We start from the raw sequence: 22,627 nt of genomic DNA on the forward strand, positions 1-22,627 counted from the left end.
GCTCAGTGGGGTGAAGCGGGAAAGGAAAGGGCCGGGCGACGGAAGGCAAAAGGGAAAAGACGCAAAAGAGAGACGCTCGGCGTGGGGGCCGGGCGCCAGAAGTGTAACACCCGCCCACGCCGCAGACCTCTCCCGCCCCCACACCGGAAGCTGACCGCACAAGGGAGGCATCCCGGAAGGCGCGGGCCGTTACCCTGGGGGCATGACGAGCGACACGGTGGGAACAGGAGCGGGAACGGGACTGGAACGGGCGCGCGCGGCCTACGAGGCGGTGCGGGCGCAGGGCCTGAAACTGAACATGCAGCGCGGGCAGCCCGCCGACGCGGACTTCGACCTGAGTAACGGCCTGCTGGGCGCGCTGGGCGAGAATGAGACGCACATGGACGGCCTGGACCTGCGCAACTACCCGGGTGGCGTGGCGGGCCTGCCGTCCGCGCGGGCGCTGTTCGGGGCGTACCTGGACCTGAAGCCCGAGAACATGATCGTGTGGAACAACGCCAGCCTGGAACTCCAGGGGTACGTGCTGACGTTCGCGCTGCTGCACGGCCTGCGCGGCGGGACGCCCTGGGCGGGTCAGTCGCCGAAGATGATCGTCACGGTGCCCGGCTACGACCGGCACTTCCTGCTGCTGGAAACGCTGGGGTTCGAGCTGCTGACCGTGGACATGCAGCCCGACGGGCCGGACGTGGACGCCATCGAGCGGCTCGCGGCGGCCGACCCGTCCGTGAAGGGTGTACTGTTCGTGCCGACGTATTCGAACCCGGGCGGCGAGACCATCAGCGCCGAGAAGGCCCGCCGCCTGACCTCGCTGAAGGCGGCCGCGCCGGACTTCACAGTCTTCGCGGACGACGCGTACCGCGTGCATCACCTGTCGCCGGACCCGGCGGCGCAGGACACGCCGGTGAACCTCGTGACGCTGTCCCGTGACGGGGGCTTCCCGGACCGGGCGTTCGTGTTCGCCAGCACCAGCAAGGTCACGTTCGCCGGGGCGGGCCTGGGCTTCCTGGGCAGCAGCGAGGACAACGTGAAGTGGCTCTCGAAGTACCTGAACGCGCAGAGCATCGGCCCGAACAAGGTCGAGCAGGCGCGGCACGTCAAGTTCCTGCGCGGTTACCCGGGCGGGCTGGAGGGCCTGATGGCGGCGCACGCGGCGCTGATCGAACCGAAGTTCCGCGCGGTGAACGAGGTCCTGAGCGAGGAACTCGGCGCGGACAGCGCGTTCGCCACCTGGAAGAATCCGCGCGGCGGGTACTTCATCAGCCTCGATACGGCCGAGCCGGTCGCGGACCGCGTGGTCGCCCTGGCCGACGCGGTGGGTGTGAGCCTGACCCCGGCGGGAGCCACGTACCCCGGCGGGAAGGACCCGCACAACAGCAACATCCGCCTCGCGCCGACCCGCCCGCCGGTCGAGGAGGTCTACGTGGCGATGCGCGCCGTGGCCGCCTGCGTGCGTCTGGCGACCGAGGAGTACCGCGCGCGCGACTGACGCGAACGCTGGCCCTGCGTGTGCCTGAACAGGCTGCCCCCGGTTGACCGGCAGACCGGGGGTTTCGCTTGACTTCATGAAGGTGGGCCGCCAGCATGTGCTTCATGCCGAATCGTTACGCTGGCTCACCCGAGGACCGAGCGGCGTTGGACGCCTACGTGAAGCTGTGGCGCGCGTCTCATGCCGTGGAAGTCGCTTCAAACCGGCATCTGGCCGCGCACAACCTGACCATCAGCCAGTTCGGGGTGATCGAGGCGCTGTACCACCTGGGGCCCCTGAGCCAGCGGGAACTGGCCGAGAAGATCCTGCGGTCCAGTGGGAACCTGACCATGGTGATTGACAACCTGGAACGCGACGGTCTGGTACGTCGCGACCGGGACGAGGTGGACCGCCGCATCATGCGGGTGTCGCTGACCCCGGACGGCGAGGCGCTGATCGGGCGGGTGCTGCCGACGCACGTGTCGGGTATCCGCGAGGTGTTCTCAGTCCTGACGGGCGAGGAGCGCGCTCAGCTGACCCTGCTCTCCAAGAAGCTGGGGCTGGGACTGCGGGAGCGGGAGGAGGCGGGACCAGTCACGACGGGCCGCCGCCGGAGCGCACGCGGCAGCGCCTGATACGAACTCATACGGACTCCGATTGAGTGGTTTGTAGAACCACTTCAATCCGAACGGACTCGCAGAGCTGCGCGGCAGAGTGAGTGAGAGCAGAGCGGGTTCCGGGCGTGCAGCTGGCAACCCGGAACCCGTACGACACGGCAGGACAGACAGGGTGGGGAGGAACCGGGAACGGTGGGTACCTCTCCGCCCGTACTGTTTGATGGTCCGTGGCCACTGGAGCGCCTACCGGATGGGTCATGTAACCCAAATCACCTTTAATAGTTCAATGTTAAGTAATATGTCTTCATGACCTCCTTCTCCCCCGCTCCCGGCACCAGCCCCGTCCAGGGCCTGCACCACCTGACTGTCATGGCCAGCGACCCCCAGCGCAACGTGGACTTTTACACGCAGGTACTCGGGCAGCGGCTGGTGAAGGTCACCGTGAACTTCGACGACCCCGGCACGTACCACCTCTACTACGGCGACCAGACCGGGCAGCCCGGCACGATCATGACCCACTTCCCCTGGCCCGGCGCGCAGCGCGGCGTGCGCGGCAACGGCGAGGTCGTCGCCCTGGCCTACTCGGTCCCGGCCGCCAGCCAAGCCTACTGGCAGGCCCGCCTCGCGCAGCACGGCCTGAACGCCACTGCCAGCACCCGCTTCGGGCAGCCGGTCCTGACCTTCGAGGACCCGGACGGTACCTGGATCGAACTGGCCTTCGACGACGGCGTGCCGGTGCAGCCCTGGCCCGCCTCGCCCGTCCCGGCCGACCATGAACTGCGCGGCTTTCACTCCGTGACTGCCTGGGTGCGCGACACGGACGCCGTGCGTCAGCTGCTGGTCGGGCAACTGGGCTTCACGGAAGTCGGCACGGAAGCCGACCCGCAGGGTGCCCGCACCCGCTTCCGGGGCAGCGGCGACGGCGTGGGCCTGTTCGTGGACGTCGTGGAACGGCCGGGCCAGCCGCGCGGCACGTTCGGCGCGGGCAGCGTGCACCACGTGGCCCTGCGCACCCGCGACGACGCCGAGCAGGAAGCGTACATGGCGTCCCTGAACGCCGCCGGGTACCGCCCCACCCCCGTGCAGGACCGCCAGTACTTCCATTCCATCTACTTCCGCGAACCGAACGGCGTGCTGTTCGAGATCGCCACCGACGCCCCCGGCTTCCCCGACGACGAAGCGGTCGAGGAACTCGGGCGGCACCTGAAACTCCCGGCGTGGTTCGAACCGCAGCGCGCGCAGATCGAGGCGCACGTGCCCCGCATCCTGAACCGCGAGTACGGCGTCACCATCGGCAGCCGCAACCTGAACGGCCAGACTGCGCCGGCCGAACCCGAAGCGGACGGACACGGCGTGCAGGTCCTGACCGCCGGACGCCCCCTGACGGACGCGCGGGTCGCCATGGTCCTGCTGCACGGACGCGGCGGCACGGCGGCCGACATCCTGAGCCTGGAAGGTCAATTCAACCTGAGCGCGTTCACGTACCTCGCGCCGCAGGCCGACGGGAACACCTGGTACCCGCAGTCGTTCCTGGCCCCGCTGGCACAGAACCAGCCGTACCTGGACCGCGCCCTGGCCACCATTGACGCCGTGATGAGCGAACTGGCCGCGCAGGACATCCCGGCCAGCCGCGTGGTGCTGGGCGGCTTCAGCCAGGGCGCGTGCCTGGCGCTGGAGTACGCCAGCCGCACGTCCGAGCGTCTGGGCGGCGTGATCGCCTTCAGCGGCGGCCTGATCACCCTCGACCAGACCGGCGACCTGAGCGGCACTCCCGTGTTCATGGGCGTGGACCCCCGCGACGGCCACATTCCCCTCTCCCGCTTCGAGGAAACGGCCACGAACCTCCGCGCGCGCGGCGCGGACGTGGACGCCCGCGTGATTCCCGGCCTGGGCCACACCATCAACGCGGACGAACTGAACGCCGCCCGCGCCCTGATGAACCGCGTCGCCAGCGCACTGAGTTGACCACTACAGGGTGATAGTCGGTGGAGGGAACATCAGCAATCCTCCACCGACCATCAACTGCTCACCATCAACCTACTTGAGGGTGGCGGCCACGTAGATGGGCACGGCGTCCGGTCCCTCGAAGCCCGGGATCAGGGCGCGCAGGGTGACCAGCACGCGGTTGCCCTGCACGTCCACGCGTTCGACGGTGTACCCGGCGGCGCAGTTCAGCGGGTGCGTGGCGGGCCCGGCGGGCGTGAGAGGATCGGTATGAACGACCTGTCCGTTCACGCGGAGGCTGAACCCGGCGGGGCGGGTGCCGGGCGGCAGCATGTCCGGGTACGGGCAGGGGGCGTTCACGGCGTACACGTTCAGGCGCACGGGCACCGGCACGGTCCAGAGGCGCACGGGCGTGGTCTGGGTGCGCCCGGCGGTCACGGCGTCCTCCCAGCGGGGGTACGGGGCCGGGTACGGGCGCCGGTAGCGGGGCACGCTGGCGGGGCGGCCGGTCAGTCCGGCGGCGCGCAGGAACGCCGGGACGGGTGGCGTGGTCAGCAGAGCGGTGCGGGCCTGCGCGGCCGTGCCGTCCTGCACGGTCCGGGTGCGGCCCAGCAGGGTCTGCCCGAGACGGGTAGAGAGGACGTCCAGGCGGGCGGTTCCGAAGCCGCTGCCGTCCTGCTCGCCGTTCATGACAGCCATGACTCGGTCGCCACTGGCGCTGAAGCGAACCTCGGTGATGGGCAGACGCTCGTTGGCGTGCGCGCCGCCGCCCAGGGCCGCCCACAGCGTGAACGGGATCAGCAGGCTGGAACGCGGGCCGGCAGGCAGTCGTCGCATGGGCGTACCGTACACCGCCCGCGTTCCCTGGGGGGCAACGCGGGCGGATCAGGACGGCCGGGAAGGCTCAGCGGAACTTGACGGAGGCCAGCACCTTGCTGAACGTGGCGCTGGCGGCACTGAAGCGCTGCGGCGTGTCGGTCAGCTGGAACGAGTACAGGTTCTTGGCGCCCACCCCGTACCAGACGCGCATGTTCAGTTTCCCTTTGGGGTGCGTGAGGGTGTAGCTGCGTTCCACGCCGTTGACGCCGCCGTACCCGACCGTGCGGCTGGCCGTCTGCTGGATGGCCGCCCCGGTGGATTTCACGCCCTGCTCGAACTTGCTGAACTCGCCGGCGGGCGTGGGGGCCGCGCCGCCCTTGGGTGAGTACAGTAGGCGCATCAGCGTGGCGGGCGGCGCTTTGGCCGAGACGACGCTGATTCCAGCGGCGCCGTCGTTGAAGTTCACGCCCAGCCAGGACTTGGGCAGGCTGACCGTGAACGGCAGTTTCGGTTCGTTGATGGCGACCAGCGTCTGCGCGCCAGCCTGCGTACCGGCGAGGCCCAGGACGAGCAGGGTGCCGGCCAGGGCCGGGCGAAGCGCGGTCAGGGAAGCGGCGTGTGGGAAACGGGGAACGTTCATGAGAGGCACCGTAGCAGCGGAGTATGAGTGCCCCGCGCGGCCCGCGTGAACCGCTGCCCGGCGTACAGGTCAGCGGGGAATCAGGCCGGGTCGGGGCCACAGGCGCAGGTCGGCGGGGCCGGCGGCGTCACGCAGGTCGACCGGGCCGTAGGCGCGGCTGTCGAGGCTGCTCCCCAGGCGGCGGTTGTCGCCCATGACCCAGACCTTGCCGGGCGGGACGGTCAGTTCCGGCTGGTCGGCCACGAAACCCTCGCTGGCGTACGATTCCGCGGCTGCGCGGCCGTTCAGGATCAGTTGCCCGTCCCGGATGGCCACGCGGTCTCCGGCAAGGGCCAGTACACGCTTGACGTTGTACGGCCGGTGACGCAGGCCGTACAGCGTTTCGAAGGCGTAGGGGCTGCTGGCCGGGGCCTTGAAGATCAGCAGGTCGCCCCGGCGCGGGTACGGGGTGGGCAGTCCCCAGGCGCGCAGCCAGCGCGGGTATTTGAGCAGCAGCAGTACGTCGCCGGATTCCAGGGTGCCGTTCATGGAGTCGCCGTCCACGCGGGCCAGGGTGCCGCCGAAGGTGCTCAGCAGGTACACCGGGAGCAGGCCGCCCAGAATCCAGCGCCGCCACGCACCCGCGCCGGGTGGCGGCGGGACCATTGGGCGGGTCGGGGCGGGGTCACGTGGGCTCACAGCGAAAGAGGCTAGCACCGGCCGGGGCCGGGCGCGTGGGGGGCGGGTGTGAACAGGTGGCGGCGGACTCTGAACGCGGCCCGCTGACCGACCTGTCTTCATGGTCACTTCAGGTAAGGTGGCGGGCCGGGGCGTTTACCCGTTACCCTGTCGCCCATGACTGCTGACGGCATGACGGACGGTTTGAAAGTCGAGAAGTACTTCGAGGGCGGCGGCGCGCCGGCCCAGGCGGGCAAGATGGTGCGCGTGCACTACACCGGTACGCTGGAGAACGGGCAGAAGTTCGATTCCAGCCGTGACCGTGGCGAGCCCATCGAGTTCCCGCTGGGTGTGGGGTACGTCATTCAGGGCTGGGATCAGGGCATCGCGCAGCTGAACGTGGGCGACAAGGCCAAACTGACCATTCCGGCCAGCCTGGGCTACGGCGCGGCGGGCGTTCCCGGCGTGATTCCCGGCGGCGCGACCCTGATCTTCGACGTCGAACTGGTGGACGTCCGCTGAGGCACTCCCTGGCCTGAAGGCCCGCGCCACCCCTGATCCCCACCCCTGATCTGGGCCCGACGCCCCCTGGTTCCTGCGAACCGGGGGGTTTTTCCGTGTCTTGTGTAGGTTTCTGTGTGTCGCGCGGGGGCGGTGCAGACAGCCTGCCGGGCCAGACCATGCCGAATTGGGCGGCCCAATTGTGCGGCTGCGGCGTAAAATGCGGGCATTCAACAGCTTGGTGGCAGGTCAGTTCACGAGGGGCGGGTGGTCAGGGCCGGGCCCTTCCCCCTCTGACAGACTCTTGACGGGCGCATGAGAAGACCGTAAACTTCGAAAGTATCGAAATCCAGTACATCAGGGAGCCGCCTTGATAGACGTGCGTAGGAGCGAGATTGTCTCGCTCGTGAAACAACATGGCGAACTGCCGGTTACGGAACTTTCGAAACTTCTGGGTGTCTCGGAAGTGACGGTTCGCAGTGACCTGAAAGTTCTGGCAGACGCCGGGCAGGTGCGCCGCACCCGTGGCAGCGTCCGCCTGCCCATGGACGTACGCCGCGAGTCACCCCTGGAAGAAACCCGGCTGGAGCACAGCGCCGCCAAACGCCGCATCGGCCGGGCCGCCGCCGCCCTGATCCGCGACGGCGAGACCGTGTTCATCGACGTGGGCAGCACCACCACCGAAGTCGCCCGCGCCCTCTCCCCCACCCTGCAGGGCGTAACGGTCGTCACCAACGGCCTGAACATCGCGCTGGAACTCGAGCGTCTGCCCGGCGTGCGCGTCATCGTGACCGGCGGCACCCTGCGGCCCCTGCAACACTCGCTGGTCAGCCCCTACGCGCTGGACGTACTGCGCCACATTCACGCAGACCGACTGTTCCTGGGCTGCAACGGCGTGCACGCCGAGCACGGCGTCACCAACGCCAACCACGAGGAAGCCGAGATCAAGCGCGTGATGGTCGCGCAGTCCCGCGAGATCGTGGTCGTCGCCGACCACAGCAAACTCGGCCGGACCAGCCGCGCCCTGATCGCCACGACCGACCGGATCACGGCGCTCGTCAGTGACCGCAGCGGCCCCGCACCCCCCGCAGACCTGCGCAGCGCCATCCCGGAACTGCACCTCGTGTAGCTCTTGCCCACTGTCCACCCACTGCGGCCCCCGCGCCGCCCGCCCAACGTCCGGCCCCCCGACCCCCCGCCACTTCACCCCCCTTCCCGGAGGATGTCCATGAAGAAATTTGCACTGATGACCGCCCTTGCCCTCGCCTCCGCCGCCTCTGCGCAGAACCTGTCCGGCACCGTGACCGTCTGGTCCTGGGACGCCGCCGCCAAGGCGCTGCAGAGCACGGTCCCCAGCTTCAACAAGAAGTACCCCAACGTGAAGGTCAACGTGGTCGACCTGGGCAACCAGAACGTGTACGACCGCGGCCTGGCCGGATGCGCCGCCGGTGGCGTGGACATGCCCGACGTGTACTCCATCGAGAACAACGAGGCTGAAGTCTTCTGGGCGCGCTTCCCCGACTGCTTCGTGGACCTGAACACCCTGGGGGCCGACAAGGTCGCCAAGAACTTCCCGGCGTTCAAGTGGACCGAACTGATGGCCGGGAACAAACGCTACGCCATGCCCTGGGATTCGGGTCCCGTCGTGATCTTCTACCGCCGCGACCTGTACCAGCAGGCGGGCGTGAACGCCGCCGGCATCAAGACCTGGGACGACTTCATCGCCGCCGGCAAGAAGGTCAACGCCAAGTTCGACGGGAAGGTCAAGATGGGCATCGTCGGCAACGGCCAGGACGACGAGTGGTTCCGCATGCTCGCCAACCAGAACAGCTGCTTCTACTTCGACAACGCCGGCGCCAGCGTCACGGTCAACAAGCCCGGCTGCGTGGACGCCCTGAACACCGTCAAGAAGCTGTACGACGCGCAGGTCGTGACCACCGGCGACTGGGGCGGCCAGATCACGTCCTTCAAGTCCGGTAAGAGCGCCAGCGCCATGTTCGGCGCGTGGTACGAGGGCACCATCCGCACGAACGCTCCGGACCAGAAAGGCAAGTGGGGCGTGTACCCCATGCCCGCCAGCAAGCCCGGCGGCGTGCGCGCCGCGAACCTGGGCGGCAGCGCCCTGGCCCTGCCCAGCAGCAGCAAGAACAGGGCCGCCGCGTACGCCTTCATGGAAAACGCCCTGGCCACCAGCGGCGGTCAGGTCGCCATGCTCAAGAGCCAGGGTCTGGTCCCCAGCCTGCTCTCGGCCACCAAGGACCCCTACGTGAAGGTCGCCCAGCCGTACTGGGGTAACCAGAAAGTCTGGCAGACCATCCTCGACACCCTGGGCGACGTGCCCCAGGCGCGCGGCACCCAGTACTTCCAGGACGCCCGTCAGGTCATGATCGTGGTGCAGGCCGACTACATCAAGGGCAAGTACAAGACCGCCAAGGAAGCCCTGGACGACGCAGCCAAGAAGATCTCCAGCGCCACCGGCCTGCCCGTCGCCAAGTAAGTTCAATCAGGAATAAGTCAAGTCAGTTCAGCGGTCAGGGTGCACGGCGCCTGACCCCGTGATTCCGGGCGAGGGGTGACGCGAAACAGTGCGTCTCCCTCGCCCTCTGTCGGCTCCGAGTTCCGGTCTGCGCCCGCCGCCCCTGCTGCGCGCCGCTTCACTTTCAAGAGGTACCCATGACCACTGCGCCACAGTTCAAACCTGCCGAGCCCCGGCCACCGGCCCGGAAAAGCCGCTGGGCGCGTACGCCCAAGGCACCGTACCTGTTCATCCTGCCCTACCTGCTGATCTTCCTGACGTTCTGGGCGTGGCCGATCATCAGTTCCTTCATGATGAGCTTCAAGGATTCGCGCCTGGGCGCGACCGCGCCGTTCGGACTGTCCAACTGGTCGCGGCTGGTGGGCGACGAGTTCTTCCGCACCGCGCTGCGCAACACGCTGGTCATCATGATCGTGCAGGTGCCGCTGATGCTGACCCTCTCGACGCTGCTGGCCGTCGCCCTGAACAGCCGACTGCTGAAGGCCGCCGGGTGGTTCCGCTTCGCGTTCTTCGCGCCGCTGGTGGTGGGGACCGTGGCGTACTCGGCGGTCTTCCGACTGCTGTTCAACACTGATTTCGGCATGGTGAACCGCGGCCTGACCGGCCTGGGGCTGCCTGCCGTGGACTGGCTGAACCAGTCCGGCCCGGCCATGACCGTGCTGATCCTCGCCATGACGTGGCGCTGGACCGGCTACAACGCCATTATTCTGCTCGCGGGCCTGCAGGGCATCAGTGAGGACGTGTACGAGGCCGCCAGTATCGACGGCGCGACCCCCGCGCAGCAGTTCTGGAAGATCACGCTGCCGCTGCTGCGCCCCAGCCTGCTGTTCTGCCTGGTGCTCAGCGTGATCGGCACGCTGCAACTGTTCACGGAACCGGCCCTGATCACCAACAGCGGCCCCGGGAACGCCACCATGACGCTCGGCACGTACCTGTACCAGCAGGGCTTCCGCAGCTTCAACTTCGGGTACGCCAGCGCCATTGCGTACACGGTCGCGGCCATCGCGGCGATCTTCAGCGTGGTGCAACTGCGTCTGTTCGGGAGGGAAGAATGACCACGGCCTTGCAGGCACCCAAGGACAAGACGGGCGTGAAGGCCCGCAACCGCGTCAAGGCCGTCTGGCTGCACCTGGCCCTGATTCCGCTGGCGGCGCTGTTCCTGGCCCCGCTGTGGATGATGGCGGTGTTCAGCACGCACCCGGAAAGCGCGATCTTCAGCGCGAACCCGCCCCTGTGGTTCGGCGGGTCGTTCGGTGAGAACTTCCGGGGACTCCAGGCCGACACGAACTTCCTGCGGGCGCTGCTGAACTCGGTGGTGATCGCCTCGCTGTACACGGTGTTCAGCATGCTGCTGACCTCCATGGGCGGGTACGCGTTCGCGAAGTTCGATTTCCCCGGCAAGAACTGGCTGTTCGGGCTGATCCTGGCCACGCTGACCATCCCGACGTTCGTGACGATCATTCCGCAGTTCATCATGATCGCGCGCGACATGAAGATCTCGAACACGTACTGGGCGGTCATCCTGCCGACCCTGGCGAACACCATCGGGATCTTCTACATGCGTCAGGCGTTCCAGACGGTCCCGACCGACCTGCTGAACGCCGCGCGCATCGACGGGGCCAGCGAGTGGCGCACCTTCTGGCAGATTGCGCTGCCGGTCGTGCGGCCCGCCATGGCGGCGCTGGCGATCCTGCTGTTCCTGGCCTCCTGGAACGATTACCTGTGGCCGCTGCTGGTGCTGACCAACAAGGACAGTTACACCATGCCGGTGGCGCTGGGCACACTGATCGGCCTGACGCGCGTGTCGTGGGGCGGGATCATGGTGGGCACGGCCATTGCCACCATTCCGTTCCTGGCGCTGTTCCTGTCGCTGCAACGTCACTTCGTGGCGGGCATCGCGGGCGGCGCGATCAAGGACTGACGCGGCCACGCCCTGACCGGGCAGGATGGGCGTTCGCGCTCCCCTGCCCGGTCAGGCACGGCTGGACCCGGACACCCCCGGCCACCCGCACTGATCTGCACCTCTCAGACCTGCACCTCTCAGATCTGCATCCCCTGATCCGTACTGCCGGGCGCGACGGCCTTCAGGTCCAGCTTCAAGTTCACCGGTGCCTCTTCAATTATCAAGGACGAGTTCATGACCCAACCTGACGCACACCCCTCCCATCTTCTTCTGGGCACCTGCGATTACCCCGAGCACGTTCCGCAGGACCGCCCGGCCCCGTACGCACGGATGCAGCGCGAACTGGGCCTGAGCTTCGTGCGACTGGCCGAATTCGCCTGGAGCCGTCTGGAACCGCTTCCCGGCACCTTCGAGTGGGGCTGGCTGGACGACGCCGTCGAGGCCTACCACGCCGAGGGCCTGCGGGTGGTGCTGTGCACGCCCACGCCCACCCCGCCCGCGTGGCTGATCCGCGCGCACCCGGAGATCCTGGCGTTCGACGCGCAGGGCCGCGTGCGTGAGTTCGGGTCGCGGCGGCACTACGATTTCGCCTCGCCGCTGTACCGCGAGCACTCGCGGCGCATCACGCGCGCCATTGCGGAGCGGTACGGGCAGCACCCGGCCGTGGCCGGCTGGCAGACCGACAACGAGTTCGGCTGCCACGACACCAGCCGCAGTTACGGCGGGGCGAGCGCCGAGCGCTTTCCGGAGTGGCTGCGCGCGAAGTACGGCACGCTGGACGCCCTGAACGCCGCGTGGGGCAACGTGTTCTGGAGCATGGAGTACACGGACTGGGAGCAGGTCAAGCCACCCATCCTGACCGTGACGGAAGTGAACCCGTCGCACGTGCTGGACTACAACCGCTTCGCGTCGGACATGATCCGCGAATTCCAGGCCGAGCAGGTCGAGCTGCTGCGTGAGCTGTCGCCGGGGCGCTTCATCACGCACAACTTCATGATCTTCGAGTCGGGCTTCGATCATTACGACGTGGCGCGCGGCCTGGATTTCGTGACCTGGGACAACTACCCGACCGGAATGCTGGAACTGTTCGCGCCGCCCGGCACGAGCGAGGAACTCAAGACCCGTTTCGCGCGGACCGGGCACCCGGACCTCGTGGGATTCAACCACGACCTGTACCGGGGCCTGCTGAACGGTGGGGAGCGTCTGGGCCGGGACGGGGCGGGCACGCCGAACGGCCCGTGGGTCATGGAGCAGCAGTGCGGTCAGGTGAACTGGGCGCCGTACAACCCCATGCCCGCAGGCGGTGCGGTGGCGTTGTGGACGGCGCAGGCGTGGGCGCACGGCGCGGACGTCGTGAGTTACTTCCGCTGGCGCGCGGCGACCATGGCGCAGGAGGTCATGCATTCGGGCCTGCTGCGCCACGACGAGACGCCGGACCGGGGTTTCGAGGAGGTCGCGGCGCTGGATCAGACGCAGTTCCCGGTGGGGCCGGTCCCGGCGCGCGTGGCAGTGCTGCACGACTACGAGAGCCTGTGGATCTACGATCAGCAGCGGCACGCGCAGAGCCTGAGCTACTGGACGCAGACCGTCACGTACTACATGGCGCTGCGCCGCCTGGGCATCGACGTGGACGTGATTCACGCGGACGCGGACCTGAGCGCCTACGCGGTCGTGGTCGCGCCGGCCATCACGCTGGTCAGTGCTGAGCGCGCGGCGCGCTGGACGGACGCCGTGAACGCGGGCGTGAGGCTGGTATGCGGGCCGCGCACGGCGTTCCGCACACCCGGCGGGGAAACCTGGTCGGAAGGGCAGTTCGGGCCGCTGTCGGAACTGGTGGGGGCGCGCCTGTTGCAGTACGACAGCCTGCGGCCCACGCTGCCGCAGACCGTGAGCGGCGCGGGCGACCTGAGCGGCACCTTCGAGGCGCACACCTGGGCGGAAAGTTACCGCCTCAGCGGCGCGCAGGCACTGGCGCACTACCAGGGTGGCCCGCTGGACGGTCAGGCGGCCGTGATCCGGCGCGGGAACGTGACTATGATCGGCGCGCACAGCGACACCCTGATCGGGGCGGTGCTGGAGGACGTGCTGGGCGCGGCGGGCGTGCCTGTACTGCCGGTGCCCGAGGGCGTGCGCGTGTCACGCCGGGCCGGGCAACTGCTGGTGCAGAACTGGAATCCGGAGGCCGTGGACTGGAACGGGACCACGCTGCCGCCGGTGAGTTTCGTGGTGCGGCCGGACGACGCAGGCCAGCCGCTGGAAGGAGAGCAGGATGCATAAGTGGACGGTGAACGAGGCCCCGGAGGGCCTGAAGGTGCTGATCAGCGGGTTCCAGTCGTGGAGTGAGGCGGAACTCCAGCCGCTCACGGCGCGGCAGGCGACCCCGGCGCACCACTGGCAGGTCGAGCAGGGGCACGATCCGGGCTTCGCGCCGGGCGGCGAGGCGGGCGTGTGGCGCAGTCATACCGTGCTGGCCCTGGCCCGCGAGGACGGCAGCGGCTGGGTCGGCGGGGCGCTGGACGCCACGCGCACCTTTGTGCAGTGGGAGGCCCGCGCGCAGGGCGATCACGTGACCGTCACCTGCCGCCTGGAAGGCCCGGAGGTCGGGGTGCTGTGGGAGGAGACGCCGGACGTGATTGCCACGCTGGAAGCGCACGCGGCGCAGCTGGGGGCGGCCATGCACGCCCGGACGCCCGCGCCGCTGCGGGTGTGGTGCTCGTGGTACTCGTACTACCGCGCCGTGACGCTGGACGCCATGCTGGACAACGCCCGGCTGGCCCGCGAGCGGGGCCTGGAGTTCGACGTGTTCCAGCTGGACGACGGGTTCCAGGCGGACCTGGGCGACTGGGAACTGCCGTCGGCGCACTTCGGTGGGCACGCCCGTGACCTGCCGGAGCGGTTGCGGGCGCTGGGGTTCACGCCGGGCATCTGGCTCGCGCCGTTCCTGGCGTCCCCGACCTCGCAACTGTTCGCGCAGCACCCGGACTGGATGCTGCGCGGCGAGGACGGCCAGCCGCTCCCGGTCGGGCAGAACTGGGGCGGGCCGTACTACGCGCTGGACACCACCCACCCGGAGGTGCTGACGTGGCTGCGGGACCTGGGCGCGACCGTGCGCGGCTGGGGGTACACGTACCTGAAGATCGACTTCCTGTACGGCGCGTCGCTGCCCGGCGTGCGGCACGACCCCAGCGTGGGCCGCGCGCAGGCGTACCGCATGGGCATCGAGGCCTTCCGCGAGGGGGCCGGGCCGGACGCGTTCATCCTGGGCTGCGGCGCGCCGCTCGCGCAGAGTATCGGCGTGGTGGACGCCATGCGCACCGGGCCGGACGTGGCTCCCATCTGGGACGAGGAGTCCCGGCGGGTGTGGCTGGGCGACGGGACCGGCCCCAGCGCCCGCAACGCGCTGCACACCGCCCTGAGCCGCTGGTATCAGAGCGCGTGGTACCAGCCGGACCCGGACGTGGCGATCTGCCGCCGCGAACTGAGCATGCTCAGCACGCCCGAACGTGAGGCGATTGCCGGGATGCTGGACGTGATCGGCGGCCTGCGCGCCAGCAGCGATCCCATCGCGCTGCTGAACGACGAGGGCCTGGAGTTGCTGCGCCGCTGCCTCAGGGTGAGCACGCCGGACCGTCCGGTCAGCCTGAGCCTGCGGGGCGGGCCGGCCGTCACGCTCTTCTCGCGCGGGGAGTTCAACCTGACGGACCGGCCCGCGCCGGACGCCCAGGGCCGACCGCTGGCCCCGCACTCGTACCGTGAGGCCCAGAAATGACCACCCATACCGAGGCCCCCGCAGCCCTGCACGCGCAGGACTTCACGAAACCCGACGGGCGCGCCATGACGCTGTACGGCCTGGAGCCGGTCACCGTGACCAGTGAGATTCCCAGCCCCAGCCCGGACCCCGTGGACGCCCGCCCGCTGATGCGCTGGCACCCGCTGCGCGGCGAGTGGGTCATGTACGCCGCGCACCGCATGGGGCGCACGTTCCTGCCGCCGCCCGAGTACAACCCGCTGGCGCCGACCAGCGACCCCGCGCACCCCACGGAACTGCCGCAGGGCCGCTACGACATCGCGGTGTTCGACAACCGCTTTCCCAGCCTGACCCTGAATGCACCCACCCCGCCGGACGGCCCGGCCGGAACGCGCGCGGGCGTGGGCAAGTGCGAGGTCGTGGTGTTCAGCCAGAGCGCCCAGGGCCGCCTGAGTGACCTGACGGACGCGCAGGTGGATCTGCTGCTGGGCGTGTGGGCCGACCGCACCACCCGGCTGGCGGGCACGGGGCAGATTCACAGCGTCCTGGCCTTCGAGAACCGGGGCGTGGAGGTCGGTGTGACGCTGCACCACCCGCACGGGCAGATCTACGCCTACGATCACGTGCCGCCCGTGCAGGCCCGCATGACCGGGCAGATGGAGGCGTACCACGCGCAGAGCGGCCGCCCATGGCTGACGGACTTCGTGGAGGGAGAGCGTGAGAGCGGCGAGCGGATCATCCACGACGACGGCGAGGCCCTGAGCGTCGTGCCGCCGTTCGCGCGCTACACCTTCGAGACGTGGGTCATGCCTACCCGCCCGGTCAGTCTGCTGTCCGAACTGGGCGCCAGCGAGCGCGCCAGCCTCGCCTGCACCCTGAAAGACGCCCTGCTGCGCCTGGACGGACTGTTCGGCATGCGGATGCCGTACCTGCTGACGGTACATCAGGCGCCGCTGGACGGGCCGCACCCGGCGTTCCCGCTGCACATCGAGATCTACCCGTACCTGCGCGCGCCGGGCCGCATGAAGTACCTCGCCGGGACCGAGCAGGGCGCCGGGGAGTTCGCGAACGACAAATTCCCGGAGGCAGCCGCCGCCGAACTGCGCGCCGTCTCCCCCACCGCCGGAGAGAACCTGTGAGCACCCCCGCCACCCCTGCCACCAGCATTCCCACCTTCGAGCAGCACTTCGGCCGCGCGCCGCAGGTCACGGCGAGCGCGCCGGGCCGCGTGAACCTGCTGGGCGAGCATACCGACTACCAGGGCGGGTTCGTGCTGCCCACCACCATCCCGCAGGTGACGACCGTGGCCCTGGGTGCCAACGGCACGCGCGAGCACCGCGTGTTTGCCGCCGACCTGAACGAACAGAGCACCTTCCCGGTCGGCGGGAACGCACAGGACGGCTTTGCGCGCTACGTGGCGGGCGCCCTGACGCTGGGCGGCGCGCCGGACGGGCTGGACGTGCATGTCACGTCGAACGTGCCGATGGGCGCGGGCCTGAGCAGCAGCGCCGCGCTGGAAGTCGCGGTCCTGCGCGGCCTGCGCGACCTGGGCATCCTGGACGCCAGCGACGAACGCATCGCCCTGATCGCGCAGCGCGTCGAGCACGAGTTCGTGGGCGTGCAGTGCGGCATCATGGACCAGATGGCCAGCTCCGTGGCGAACAGCACGACCATGCTGCTGCTCGACACCCGCAGCCTGGAACGCCACCTGCTGCCCCTGCCCGCCGGGGCCGAGGTGCTGGTCATCGACAGCGGCGTGCCCCGCAAACTCGCGGAGAGCGGGTACAACGAACGCCGCGCGCAGGTCGAGGAGGCCGCCCGGCTGCTCGGCGTGACTGAACTACGTGACGTGCAGGACCCCCTGAGCGTCGAGGCACTGCCCCACCCGCTGCGGGAGCGGGCGCGGCACGTGGTCAGCGAGAACGCCCGCGTGCAGGCCGCGCTAGCCGCCGACGTGGACGCCGCTCGGTTCGGCGTGCTGATGAACGCCAGTCACACCAGCCTGCGCGACGATTACGCGGTCAGCCACCCGCGCGTGGATGAACTCGTGGTGCTGCTGCAGGCGCACCCGGACGTGTTCGGGGCGCGCATGACCGGCGCGGGCTTCGGCGGGGCGGTCGTGGCGCTCGTGCGGGCCGGGCAGGCGGGTGCGGTCGCGCAGGCCGTGCTGGCGCAGTACGGCCCCGAGGGACGGCAGGTCGTTCCCTGAGCTGAGCCGCAGATCAGGAGGCCCGCATCCATACCGGATGGGGCCTCTTTCCTGTTTCTTGGGCAGCGGGGCGGCGGGTTACACGCCGTCGTTGGTAGGCTCGTTCTCCGGGTCTTTCTGGCGGTTGGGTTCGCCGTGCTCGATGCCGATATCGGGGTTGCCGGGGCTGTCCTGCACCACGCCGCGCTGATCGTAGCTGGGGGGAATGTGGCGCAGGCTCTCGGCGTCACTGTGCTCGTGCTGCTCGTCGGGGATGCCCACCACTTCGTCGCTGGTATGTCCGGTCATGCCGCCCACTGTAGGGTCGGGGTGCGGCGGCTCGGGTGTGCCGGGCCTCAAGAAACGTTGGGGGTGCGGCGCCGGGGTTCTCCTCGCATCCTGCTCGAATCGGATCTGTAGGCACCCGTATGAAACCGGTTCATGGAAGCATTCCCACGCCCGGCGGGGTACACTTCGAGGCACACATGAAACGACTGGCGACCCTTCTGACGGTCGCGCTTTCTGCTGCGGCAGGAGCGCAAACATCCCTTCCCACCGGCGTGGCCCGCGTGCACTACCAGCGCGCGGACGGCGCGTACGCCGGCTGGGGCCTGCACGTCTGGGAGGACACGGCCGCCCAGGTAACCTGGGAGAAACCCCTGGCCCAGATCGGCAGGGACGACTTCGGCGCGTACTTCGACATTCCCCTGAAACCCGGCGCGCAGAAACTGGGGCTGATCATGCACAAAGGTGACACCAAGGACGCCGGGAAGGACCTGTGGTTCGACCTGGGCCGGGGCCGGGAACTGTTCCTGAAGTCCGGCAGCCTGAACGCGGCGTACGCGAAGGGCGGGCCGTTCAACGTGGATGCCAGCCAGCCTCCCGTCGCGCAGGCCGCCGCGCCTGCCGCCACCGCCCCGGCAGCGACCCCAGCAGCCACGGCGGGCGCGGCGCAGCCCATCCCGAAGAACGTGCTGCGTGTGCGCTACGTGCGCCCCGACGGCAAGTACGACGGCTGGGGCCTGCACGCATGGGAAGACACCACCGCCACGGTCGAGTGGAGCAAACCTCTGGCGCAGACCGGAGTGGACGCGGGCGGCGCGTACTGGGACGTGCCCCTGAAGGCCGGCGCGGCGAAGGTCGGGTTCATCGTGCATAAGGGCGACGAGAAGGACCCCGGCCCGGACTTCTTCGCGGACCCCAGCAAGGGGAACGAGGTGACGGTCACCAGCGGCAAGACCGAGTTCGCATACGGGGCGCCCGCCGCCCTGAGCGACCCGCCCGTCCCGGCCGGCGTGGCCCGCATCAACTACTACCGCCCGGACGGGAAGTATGACGGCTGGGGCCTGCACGCCTGGGAGGACACGACCGCGCAGGTCGAGTGGACCAAACCGCTGACGCCCACGGGCACGAACTCGTTTGGCGTGTACTGGGACGTGCCCATGAAGACAGACTGGAAGAAACTGGGGTTCATCGTGCACAGTGGCGACAACAAGGATCCGGGCGCCGATCAGGCGCTCACCCGTGAGATGGGTAATCAGGCCTGGGTCGTGAGTGGCAACGCGACCGTGAACACCACCCGCCCGGACACCAGCGTGCGCACGGTGGGCGACCTGACGCGCGCGCAGGCCGTGATGCTGTCGCGTGACCTGATCGCCGTGAAGCCGGAGGTGGCGCAGCCCGGCGCGTTCCTGACATTGCACGCCGCGCGGGCCGGGGGCCTGAAGCTGACCGGGGCGGGCGTGGACGGCGGCGACAGCCTGACGCTGGAGGAAGTCGAGGGGGGCCTGACGCCCGCGCTGCTGTCTAAGGCGCCGTACCTGAAGGGCTACGCGCTGTTGCGGGTGCGCCCGGAGGACCGCGCGCGCATTCCGGCCGTGCTTCAGGGGCAGGTGGCGGTGAGCAGCGTCCTGCCGGACGGCACGGTGCTGGACGCGACCGGCGTGCAGACTGCCTGGGCGCTGGACGACCTGTTCGCATACGACGGCCCGCTGGGGGCCGCGTGGCAGGGCAACGTGCCCACCCTGCGCCTGTGGGCGCCCACCGCGCAGGACGTGAAACTGCGCCTGACCGTGGCAGGCGGGCAGGAGACGACCCTGCCCATGACCCGTGACGCGAAGGGCGTGTGGACGGTCAGGGGCGCGCAGAACTGGCGCGGCGCGGCGTACCGCTTCGAGGTGAAGGTGTACGCGCCGGGCACTGGGAAGGTCGAGACGAACCTCGTGACCGACCCGTACTCGGTGGCGCTGACCCGCAACAGCACCCGCTCGGTGCTGCTGGACCTGAACGACCCGGCCACCAGACCGCAGGGCTGGGACGCCCTGAAGAAACCGGCGCTGCGCTCGGCCAGCGACCTGAGTTTCTACGAGCTGCACCTGCGGGACTTCAGCGCGGCGGACACCTCGGTACCGGCGGCGCAGCGTGGCACGTACCTCGCGTTCACGCAGGCGGGCAGTAACGGCGTGAAGCACCTGAAAGCCCTGGCCGACGCGGGCCTGAAGGCGGTGCATCTGCTGCCCACCTTCGACATCGCCACCATCGAGGAGGACCGCGCGAAATGGAAGACGCCGGGCGACCTCTCGAAGTTCACACCGAACAGCGAGGAGCAGCAGAAGGCCATCACCGCCGTCAAGGACGCCGACCCCTACAACTGGGGCTACGACCCGTACCACTACATGGTCCCGGAAGGCAGTTACGCCGTGAACGCGGAAGCCCGCACCCTGGAGTACCGCCGCATGGTGGCCGCGCTGAACGGCCTGGGCCTGCGGGTCGTGCAGGACGTGGTGTTCAACCACACCGCCGCCAGCGGGCAGGCCGAACGCAGCGTGCTGGACCGCGTCGTGCCCGGCTACTACCACCGCCTGAACGCCAATGGGGTCGTCGAGAACTCCACCTGCTGCTCGAACACCGCCACCGAGCACGTCATGATGCGCAAGCTCATGGTGGACACGCTGGTGCTGATGGCCCGCGCTTACCGGGTGGACGGCTTCCGCTTCGACCTGATGGGCCACCACATGGTTGAGGACATGCAGGCCGCCCGCCGCGCGCTGGACGCCCTGACCCTTCAACGCGACGGCGTGGACGGCAAGAGCATCTACCTGTACGGCGAGGGCTGGGACTTCGGAGAGGTGCAGGGCGGCGCACGCGGCAGGAACGCCACGCAACTGAACCTGTTCGGGCAGGGCATCGGGACCTTCAACGACCGCCTGCGCGACGCGGTGCGCGGCGGCAACCCCTTCGGCGGCCTTCAGGACCAGGGCTTCGCGACCGGGCTGTTCACGCTGCCGAACGGGCAACCGCAGAACACCGACCGCACCCGCGCGCTGCGACTGGCGGATCAGGTGCGGGTCGGCCTGACCGGCAACCTGCGCGACTACCGTTTCACGAACGGACTGGGCAAAGAAACCACGGGCGGGAACGTGGACTACAACGGCGCACCCGCCGGGTACGCCGCCAGCCCCCGCGAGGCGATCACGTACGTCAGCGCGCACGACAACCAGACGCTGTTCGACGCCATCGCCCTGAAAGCCCCGGCCGGCGCCACGCCCGCGCAACGGACCCGCATGCAGAACCTCGCCAACAGCGTGGTGCTGCTGGGCCAGGGCCTGCCGTTCAGTTACGCCGGGGACGAGATGCTGCGCTCCAAGAGCTTCGACACCGACAGTTACAACAGCGGCGACTGGTTCAACACCCTGGACTTCACGTTCGCCAGCAACGGCTTCGGGAAGGGCCTGCCGCCCGCCGAGAAGAACGCCGGGAACTGGGACCTGTACCGCCCGCTGCTGGGCAACCCCGCCCTGAAACCCGCCCCGGCCGAGATGCGGCGTGCCTTCGATCACTACCGCGAGATGCTGCGCGTCCGCTACTCTAGCAGCCTCTTCCGCCTGGAGACGGCGGCGCAGGTGCAGGCGGGGCTGCAATTCCTGAACGTCGGCCCCACGCAGGTGCCGGGCGTGATCGCCCTGAAACTCAGCGGCGCGGTCAACGCCACCAACCCGTACCGCAGCGTGGTCGTGGTGTTCAACGGCAGCGGCCAGAACGTCACCCTGACCGACCCGGCCCTGACCGGACTGAACCTGAGCCTGCACCCAGTCCTGGCCACCAGCAGCGACGCGACCGTGAAAGGCAGCCGCGCGGCAGGGGGCAGCGTGACCGTGCCGGGCCTGACGACCGCCGTGTTCGTCGGGAAGTGAAACGCGCACCGCAGGCGGAGGGCGCCTCTGTCTGCGGCGCGCTATGCTGGCCGCCTATCATGCAGACGATCGAGAATCAGACTTTCACCGGTAAACGCATCCCTCTGGACGGCACGCAGTTCGTGAACTGCACCTTCGAGCGGTGTGTGCTGGTTTTCAGCGGCACCGACGGCACCGCCATGCAGGGCTGCCACATGACCGACACCGGTTTCGTGTTCGAGGGCAGCGCCGCCAAGACCATCGAACTGATGACCGCCATGCACCGGGGTGGTTTCCAGGAGATGGTCGAGGCCACCATCGCCACCATTCGCGGCGAGGTGCCGGTCGGCCCGCAGGACGGCGGCGCGGCCCAGGCCTGATTCCGGGCAGGGAACAGAAGTGACGACGGGGCCCTCGCGGTCCCGTTTTCGCGTCCCAGGGGGGCGCTATGCTGCCCGGCATGACTGCCCGCATCCCGCCCCACCCCGCGCCCCTGCCCGTGATCTTCGACGGTGACCCCGGCCTGGACGACGCGGTGGGGTGGCTGCTGGCGCTGGGCAGCCCGGAGGACGTGGAGGTGCTGGGCTTCACGGCCGTGCACGGCAACGTGCCGCTGGACCTGACGACCCGCAATGCGGGCGTGGTGCTGGCCCTGGCGGGCGAGGCGGGGCGGAACGTGCCGTATTTCGCGGGCGCGGACCGGCCCCTGCTGCGCGAGGGAGTCACGGCGGCCAGCGTGCACGGCGCGACCGGCCTCCCGGCGGCGGGCCTGCCGGAGCCGCTGCGAGGGCCGGAGGCGGGGCACGCGGTGGACTTCATCATCCGCACGGTGCGGGCGCGTCCGGGCGAGGTGACGCTGGTGCCGACCGGCCCGCTCACGAACGTAGCACTGGCGCTGAGGATGGCACCGGATATCGCGCCGCTGATCCGGGAGATCGTGTGGATGGGCGGCAGTACCGGACACGGGAACCGCACGCCGGCCGCCGAGTTCAACGCGCTGGTCGATCCGCACGCCGCGCAGATCGTGTTCGCTTCGGGGGTGCCGCTGCGGATGGTGGGCCTGAACGTGACCCTTCAGGCGGTCGCCACGCCGGAACGCGTGGACGCCCTGCGCGCCCTGGGAAACCGCGCGGGGGCCGTGTGCGCCGAGCTGCTGACCTTCTACGCGGGCGTGTACCGCGACCGCTACGGCCTGAGCGGCGGCGCGCTGCACGACCCGCTGGCGGTGGCGGCGGCCCTGCACCCGGACCTGCTGGACTGGCAGGCCATGAACGTGCAGGTCGAGACGCAGGAGGGCCTGAACCTGGGCCGCACCGTCTGCGACCTGTACGGCGTGACCGGGCAGCCCGCGAACGCGCAGGTGGCGGTCGGCGTGAGGGACGGGGAGTTCTTCGCGCTGCTGCTGGAACGCATCGCGCGCCTGCCGTGATCCCAGCG

19 protein-coding genes are annotated in these 22,627 nt (G+C 69.4%); 15 read left to right on the forward strand and 4 right to left on the reverse strand.

Going from position 1 to position 22,627, the window contains the following annotated elements:
* Window positions 1–202 precede the first annotated feature (202 nt).
* The 3 genes from M8445_RS14180 to M8445_RS14190 all read left to right on the forward strand — a co-directional run bounded on the left by M8445_RS14180 (window position 203) and on the right by M8445_RS14190 (window position 4,047).
* A complete protein-coding gene (locus tag M8445_RS14180; RefSeq protein WP_273988556.1) occupies window positions 203–1,486 on the forward strand; it encodes an aspartate aminotransferase type Ic in 1,284 nt (427 codons plus the stop codon).
* 104 nt (window positions 1,487–1,590) lie between these two features.
* Entirely contained in the window at window positions 1,591–2,100 is a 510-nt protein-coding gene (locus M8445_RS14185; RefSeq protein WP_273988557.1) for a MarR family winged helix-turn-helix transcriptional regulator, read from the forward strand.
* 288 nt (window positions 2,101–2,388) lie between these two features.
* Complete coding sequence (locus tag M8445_RS14190; protein ID WP_273988558.1) at window positions 2,389–4,047, forward strand: VOC family protein; 1,659 nt, start codon at window positions 2,389–2,391, stop codon at window positions 4,045–4,047.
* A 72-nt stretch (window positions 4,048–4,119) separates the two neighbouring features.
* Here M8445_RS14190 and M8445_RS14195 read toward each other — a convergent pair whose 3' ends face one another.
* The 3 genes from M8445_RS14195 to lepB all read right to left on the reverse strand — a co-directional run bounded on the left by M8445_RS14195 (window position 4,120) and on the right by lepB (window position 6,163).
* Window positions 4,120–4,863, reverse strand: coding sequence for a DUF2259 domain-containing protein (locus tag M8445_RS14195; RefSeq protein WP_273988559.1), 744 nt, complete (start codon window positions 4,861–4,863; stop codon window positions 4,120–4,122).
* A gap of 67 nt (window positions 4,864–4,930) precedes the next feature.
* Window positions 4,931–5,485, reverse strand: coding sequence for a hypothetical protein (locus M8445_RS14200; RefSeq protein WP_273988560.1), 555 nt, complete (start codon window positions 5,483–5,485; stop codon window positions 4,931–4,933).
* Window positions 5,486–5,554: 69 nt separating this feature from the next.
* Entirely contained in the window at window positions 5,555–6,163 is a 609-nt protein-coding gene (gene lepB / locus M8445_RS14205; protein ID WP_337961601.1) for a signal peptidase I, read from the reverse strand.
* A gap of 156 nt (window positions 6,164–6,319) precedes the next feature.
* On the opposite strand from lepB, the gene M8445_RS14210 reads away from it, so the two are divergent.
* The 9 genes from M8445_RS14210 to galK all read left to right on the forward strand — a co-directional run bounded on the left by M8445_RS14210 (window position 6,320) and on the right by galK (window position 17,039).
* A complete protein-coding gene (locus M8445_RS14210) occupies window positions 6,320–6,664 on the forward strand; it encodes an FKBP-type peptidyl-prolyl cis-trans isomerase (protein ID WP_273988561.1) in 345 nt (114 codons plus the stop codon).
* Window positions 6,665–7,022: 358 nt separating this feature from the next.
* Entirely contained in the window at window positions 7,023–7,772 is a 750-nt protein-coding gene (locus M8445_RS14215; protein ID WP_273990928.1) for a DeoR/GlpR family DNA-binding transcription regulator, read from the forward strand.
* A 99-nt stretch (window positions 7,773–7,871) separates the two neighbouring features.
* Window positions 7,872–9,140 carry an ABC transporter substrate-binding protein gene (locus tag M8445_RS14220; RefSeq protein WP_273988562.1) on the forward strand — a complete coding sequence of 423 codons (1,269 nt, stop codon included), beginning with the start codon at window positions 7,872–7,874 and terminating at the stop codon, window positions 9,138–9,140.
* Window positions 9,141–9,316: 176 nt separating this feature from the next.
* On the forward strand, window positions 9,317–10,234 hold the full coding sequence (locus tag M8445_RS14225) for a carbohydrate ABC transporter permease (RefSeq protein WP_273988564.1): 918 nt from the start codon (window positions 9,317–9,319) through the stop codon (window positions 10,232–10,234).
* On the forward strand, window positions 10,231–11,100 hold the full coding sequence (locus M8445_RS14230; protein ID WP_273988567.1) for a carbohydrate ABC transporter permease: 870 nt from the start codon (window positions 10,231–10,233) through the stop codon (window positions 11,098–11,100). Before M8445_RS14225 ends, M8445_RS14230 begins: the two co-directional genes overlap by 4 nt.
* Window positions 11,101–11,316: 216 nt before the next feature.
* Window positions 11,317–13,359, forward strand: a complete 2,043-nt coding sequence (locus M8445_RS14235) for a beta-galactosidase (protein WP_273988568.1) — start codon at window positions 11,317–11,319, stop codon at window positions 13,357–13,359.
* Window positions 13,352–14,851 (forward strand): glycoside hydrolase family 36 protein, encoded by a 1,500-nt coding sequence (locus M8445_RS14240; protein ID WP_273988570.1) that lies wholly within the window; start codon window positions 13,352–13,354, stop codon window positions 14,849–14,851. Before M8445_RS14235 ends, M8445_RS14240 begins: the two co-directional genes overlap by 8 nt.
* Window positions 14,848–15,969, forward strand: coding sequence for a galactose-1-phosphate uridylyltransferase (galT, locus tag M8445_RS14245; protein ID WP_273988572.1), 1,122 nt, complete (start codon window positions 14,848–14,850; stop codon window positions 15,967–15,969). The genes M8445_RS14240 and galT overlap by 4 nt, the downstream gene beginning before the upstream one ends.
* The gene (galK, locus tag M8445_RS14250) at window positions 15,966–17,039 is read left to right on the forward strand and encodes a galactokinase (protein ID WP_273988573.1); all 1,074 of its coding nucleotides are present in this window, start codon (window positions 15,966–15,968) and stop codon (window positions 17,037–17,039) included. The genes galT and galK overlap by 4 nt, the downstream gene beginning before the upstream one ends.
* A gap of 78 nt (window positions 17,040–17,117) precedes the next feature.
* Here galK and M8445_RS14255 read toward each other — a convergent pair whose 3' ends face one another.
* Window positions 17,118–17,327, reverse strand: a complete 210-nt coding sequence (locus tag M8445_RS14255) for a hypothetical protein (RefSeq protein ID WP_273988575.1) — start codon at window positions 17,325–17,327, stop codon at window positions 17,118–17,120.
* Window positions 17,328–17,503: 176 nt separating this feature from the next.
* Here M8445_RS14255 and pulA point away from each other — a divergent pair, with 176 nt between their 5' ends.
* From pulA to M8445_RS14270, 3 genes are all read left to right on the forward strand, one after another.
* Entirely contained in the window at window positions 17,504–21,211 is a 3,708-nt protein-coding gene (pulA, locus tag M8445_RS14260; protein ID WP_273988577.1) for a pullulanase-type alpha-1,6-glucosidase, read from the forward strand.
* 59 nt (window positions 21,212–21,270) lie between these two features.
* Entirely contained in the window at window positions 21,271–21,570 is a 300-nt protein-coding gene (locus M8445_RS14265; RefSeq protein ID WP_273988578.1) for a hypothetical protein, read from the forward strand.
* 80 nt (window positions 21,571–21,650) lie between these two features.
* Complete coding sequence (locus M8445_RS14270) at window positions 21,651–22,619, forward strand: nucleoside hydrolase (RefSeq protein WP_273988579.1); 969 nt, start codon at window positions 21,651–21,653, stop codon at window positions 22,617–22,619.
* Window positions 22,620–22,627 lie beyond the last annotated feature (8 nt).

Origin of the sequence: Deinococcus aquaticus, assembly GCF_028622095.1 — a bacterium.
GTDB lineage: Bacteria > Deinococcota > Deinococci > Deinococcales > Deinococcaceae > Deinococcus > Deinococcus aquaticus.

Coding starts and splice junctions, on each gene's coding strand:
- M8445_RS14255 (WP_273988575.1), bottom strand. CDS start 17,327: ATGACCGGACATACCAGCGACGAAGTGGTGGGCATCCCCGACGAGCAG.
- M8445_RS14200 (WP_273988560.1), bottom strand. CDS start 5,485: ATGAACGTTCCCCGTTTCCCACACGCCGCTTCCCTGACCGCGCTTCGC.
- M8445_RS14185 (WP_273988557.1), top strand. CDS start 1,591: ATGCCGAATCGTTACGCTGGCTCACCCGAGGACCGAGCGGCGTTGGAC.
- M8445_RS14195 (WP_273988559.1), bottom strand. CDS start 4,863: ATGCGACGACTGCCTGCCGGCCCGCGTTCCAGCCTGCTGATCCCGTTC.
- M8445_RS14210 (WP_273988561.1), top strand. CDS start 6,320: ATGACTGCTGACGGCATGACGGACGGTTTGAAAGTCGAGAAGTACTTC.
- galT (WP_273988572.1), top strand. CDS start 14,848: ATGACCACCCATACCGAGGCCCCCGCAGCCCTGCACGCGCAGGACTTC.
- M8445_RS14230 (WP_273988567.1), top strand. CDS start 10,231: ATGACCACGGCCTTGCAGGCACCCAAGGACAAGACGGGCGTGAAGGCC.
- M8445_RS14265 (WP_273988578.1), top strand. CDS start 21,271: ATGCAGACGATCGAGAATCAGACTTTCACCGGTAAACGCATCCCTCTG.
- M8445_RS14220 (WP_273988562.1), top strand. CDS start 7,872: ATGAAGAAATTTGCACTGATGACCGCCCTTGCCCTCGCCTCCGCCGCC.
- M8445_RS14235 (WP_273988568.1), top strand. CDS start 11,317: ATGACCCAACCTGACGCACACCCCTCCCATCTTCTTCTGGGCACCTGC.
- M8445_RS14180 (WP_273988556.1), top strand. CDS start 203: ATGACGAGCGACACGGTGGGAACAGGAGCGGGAACGGGACTGGAACGG.
- M8445_RS14225 (WP_273988564.1), top strand. CDS start 9,317: ATGACCACTGCGCCACAGTTCAAACCTGCCGAGCCCCGGCCACCGGCC.
- M8445_RS14270 (WP_273988579.1), top strand. CDS start 21,651: ATGACTGCCCGCATCCCGCCCCACCCCGCGCCCCTGCCCGTGATCTTC.
- M8445_RS14190 (WP_273988558.1), top strand. CDS start 2,389: ATGACCTCCTTCTCCCCCGCTCCCGGCACCAGCCCCGTCCAGGGCCTG.
- M8445_RS14240 (WP_273988570.1), top strand. CDS start 13,352: ATGCATAAGTGGACGGTGAACGAGGCCCCGGAGGGCCTGAAGGTGCTG.
- pulA (WP_273988577.1), top strand. CDS start 17,504: ATGAAACGACTGGCGACCCTTCTGACGGTCGCGCTTTCTGCTGCGGCA.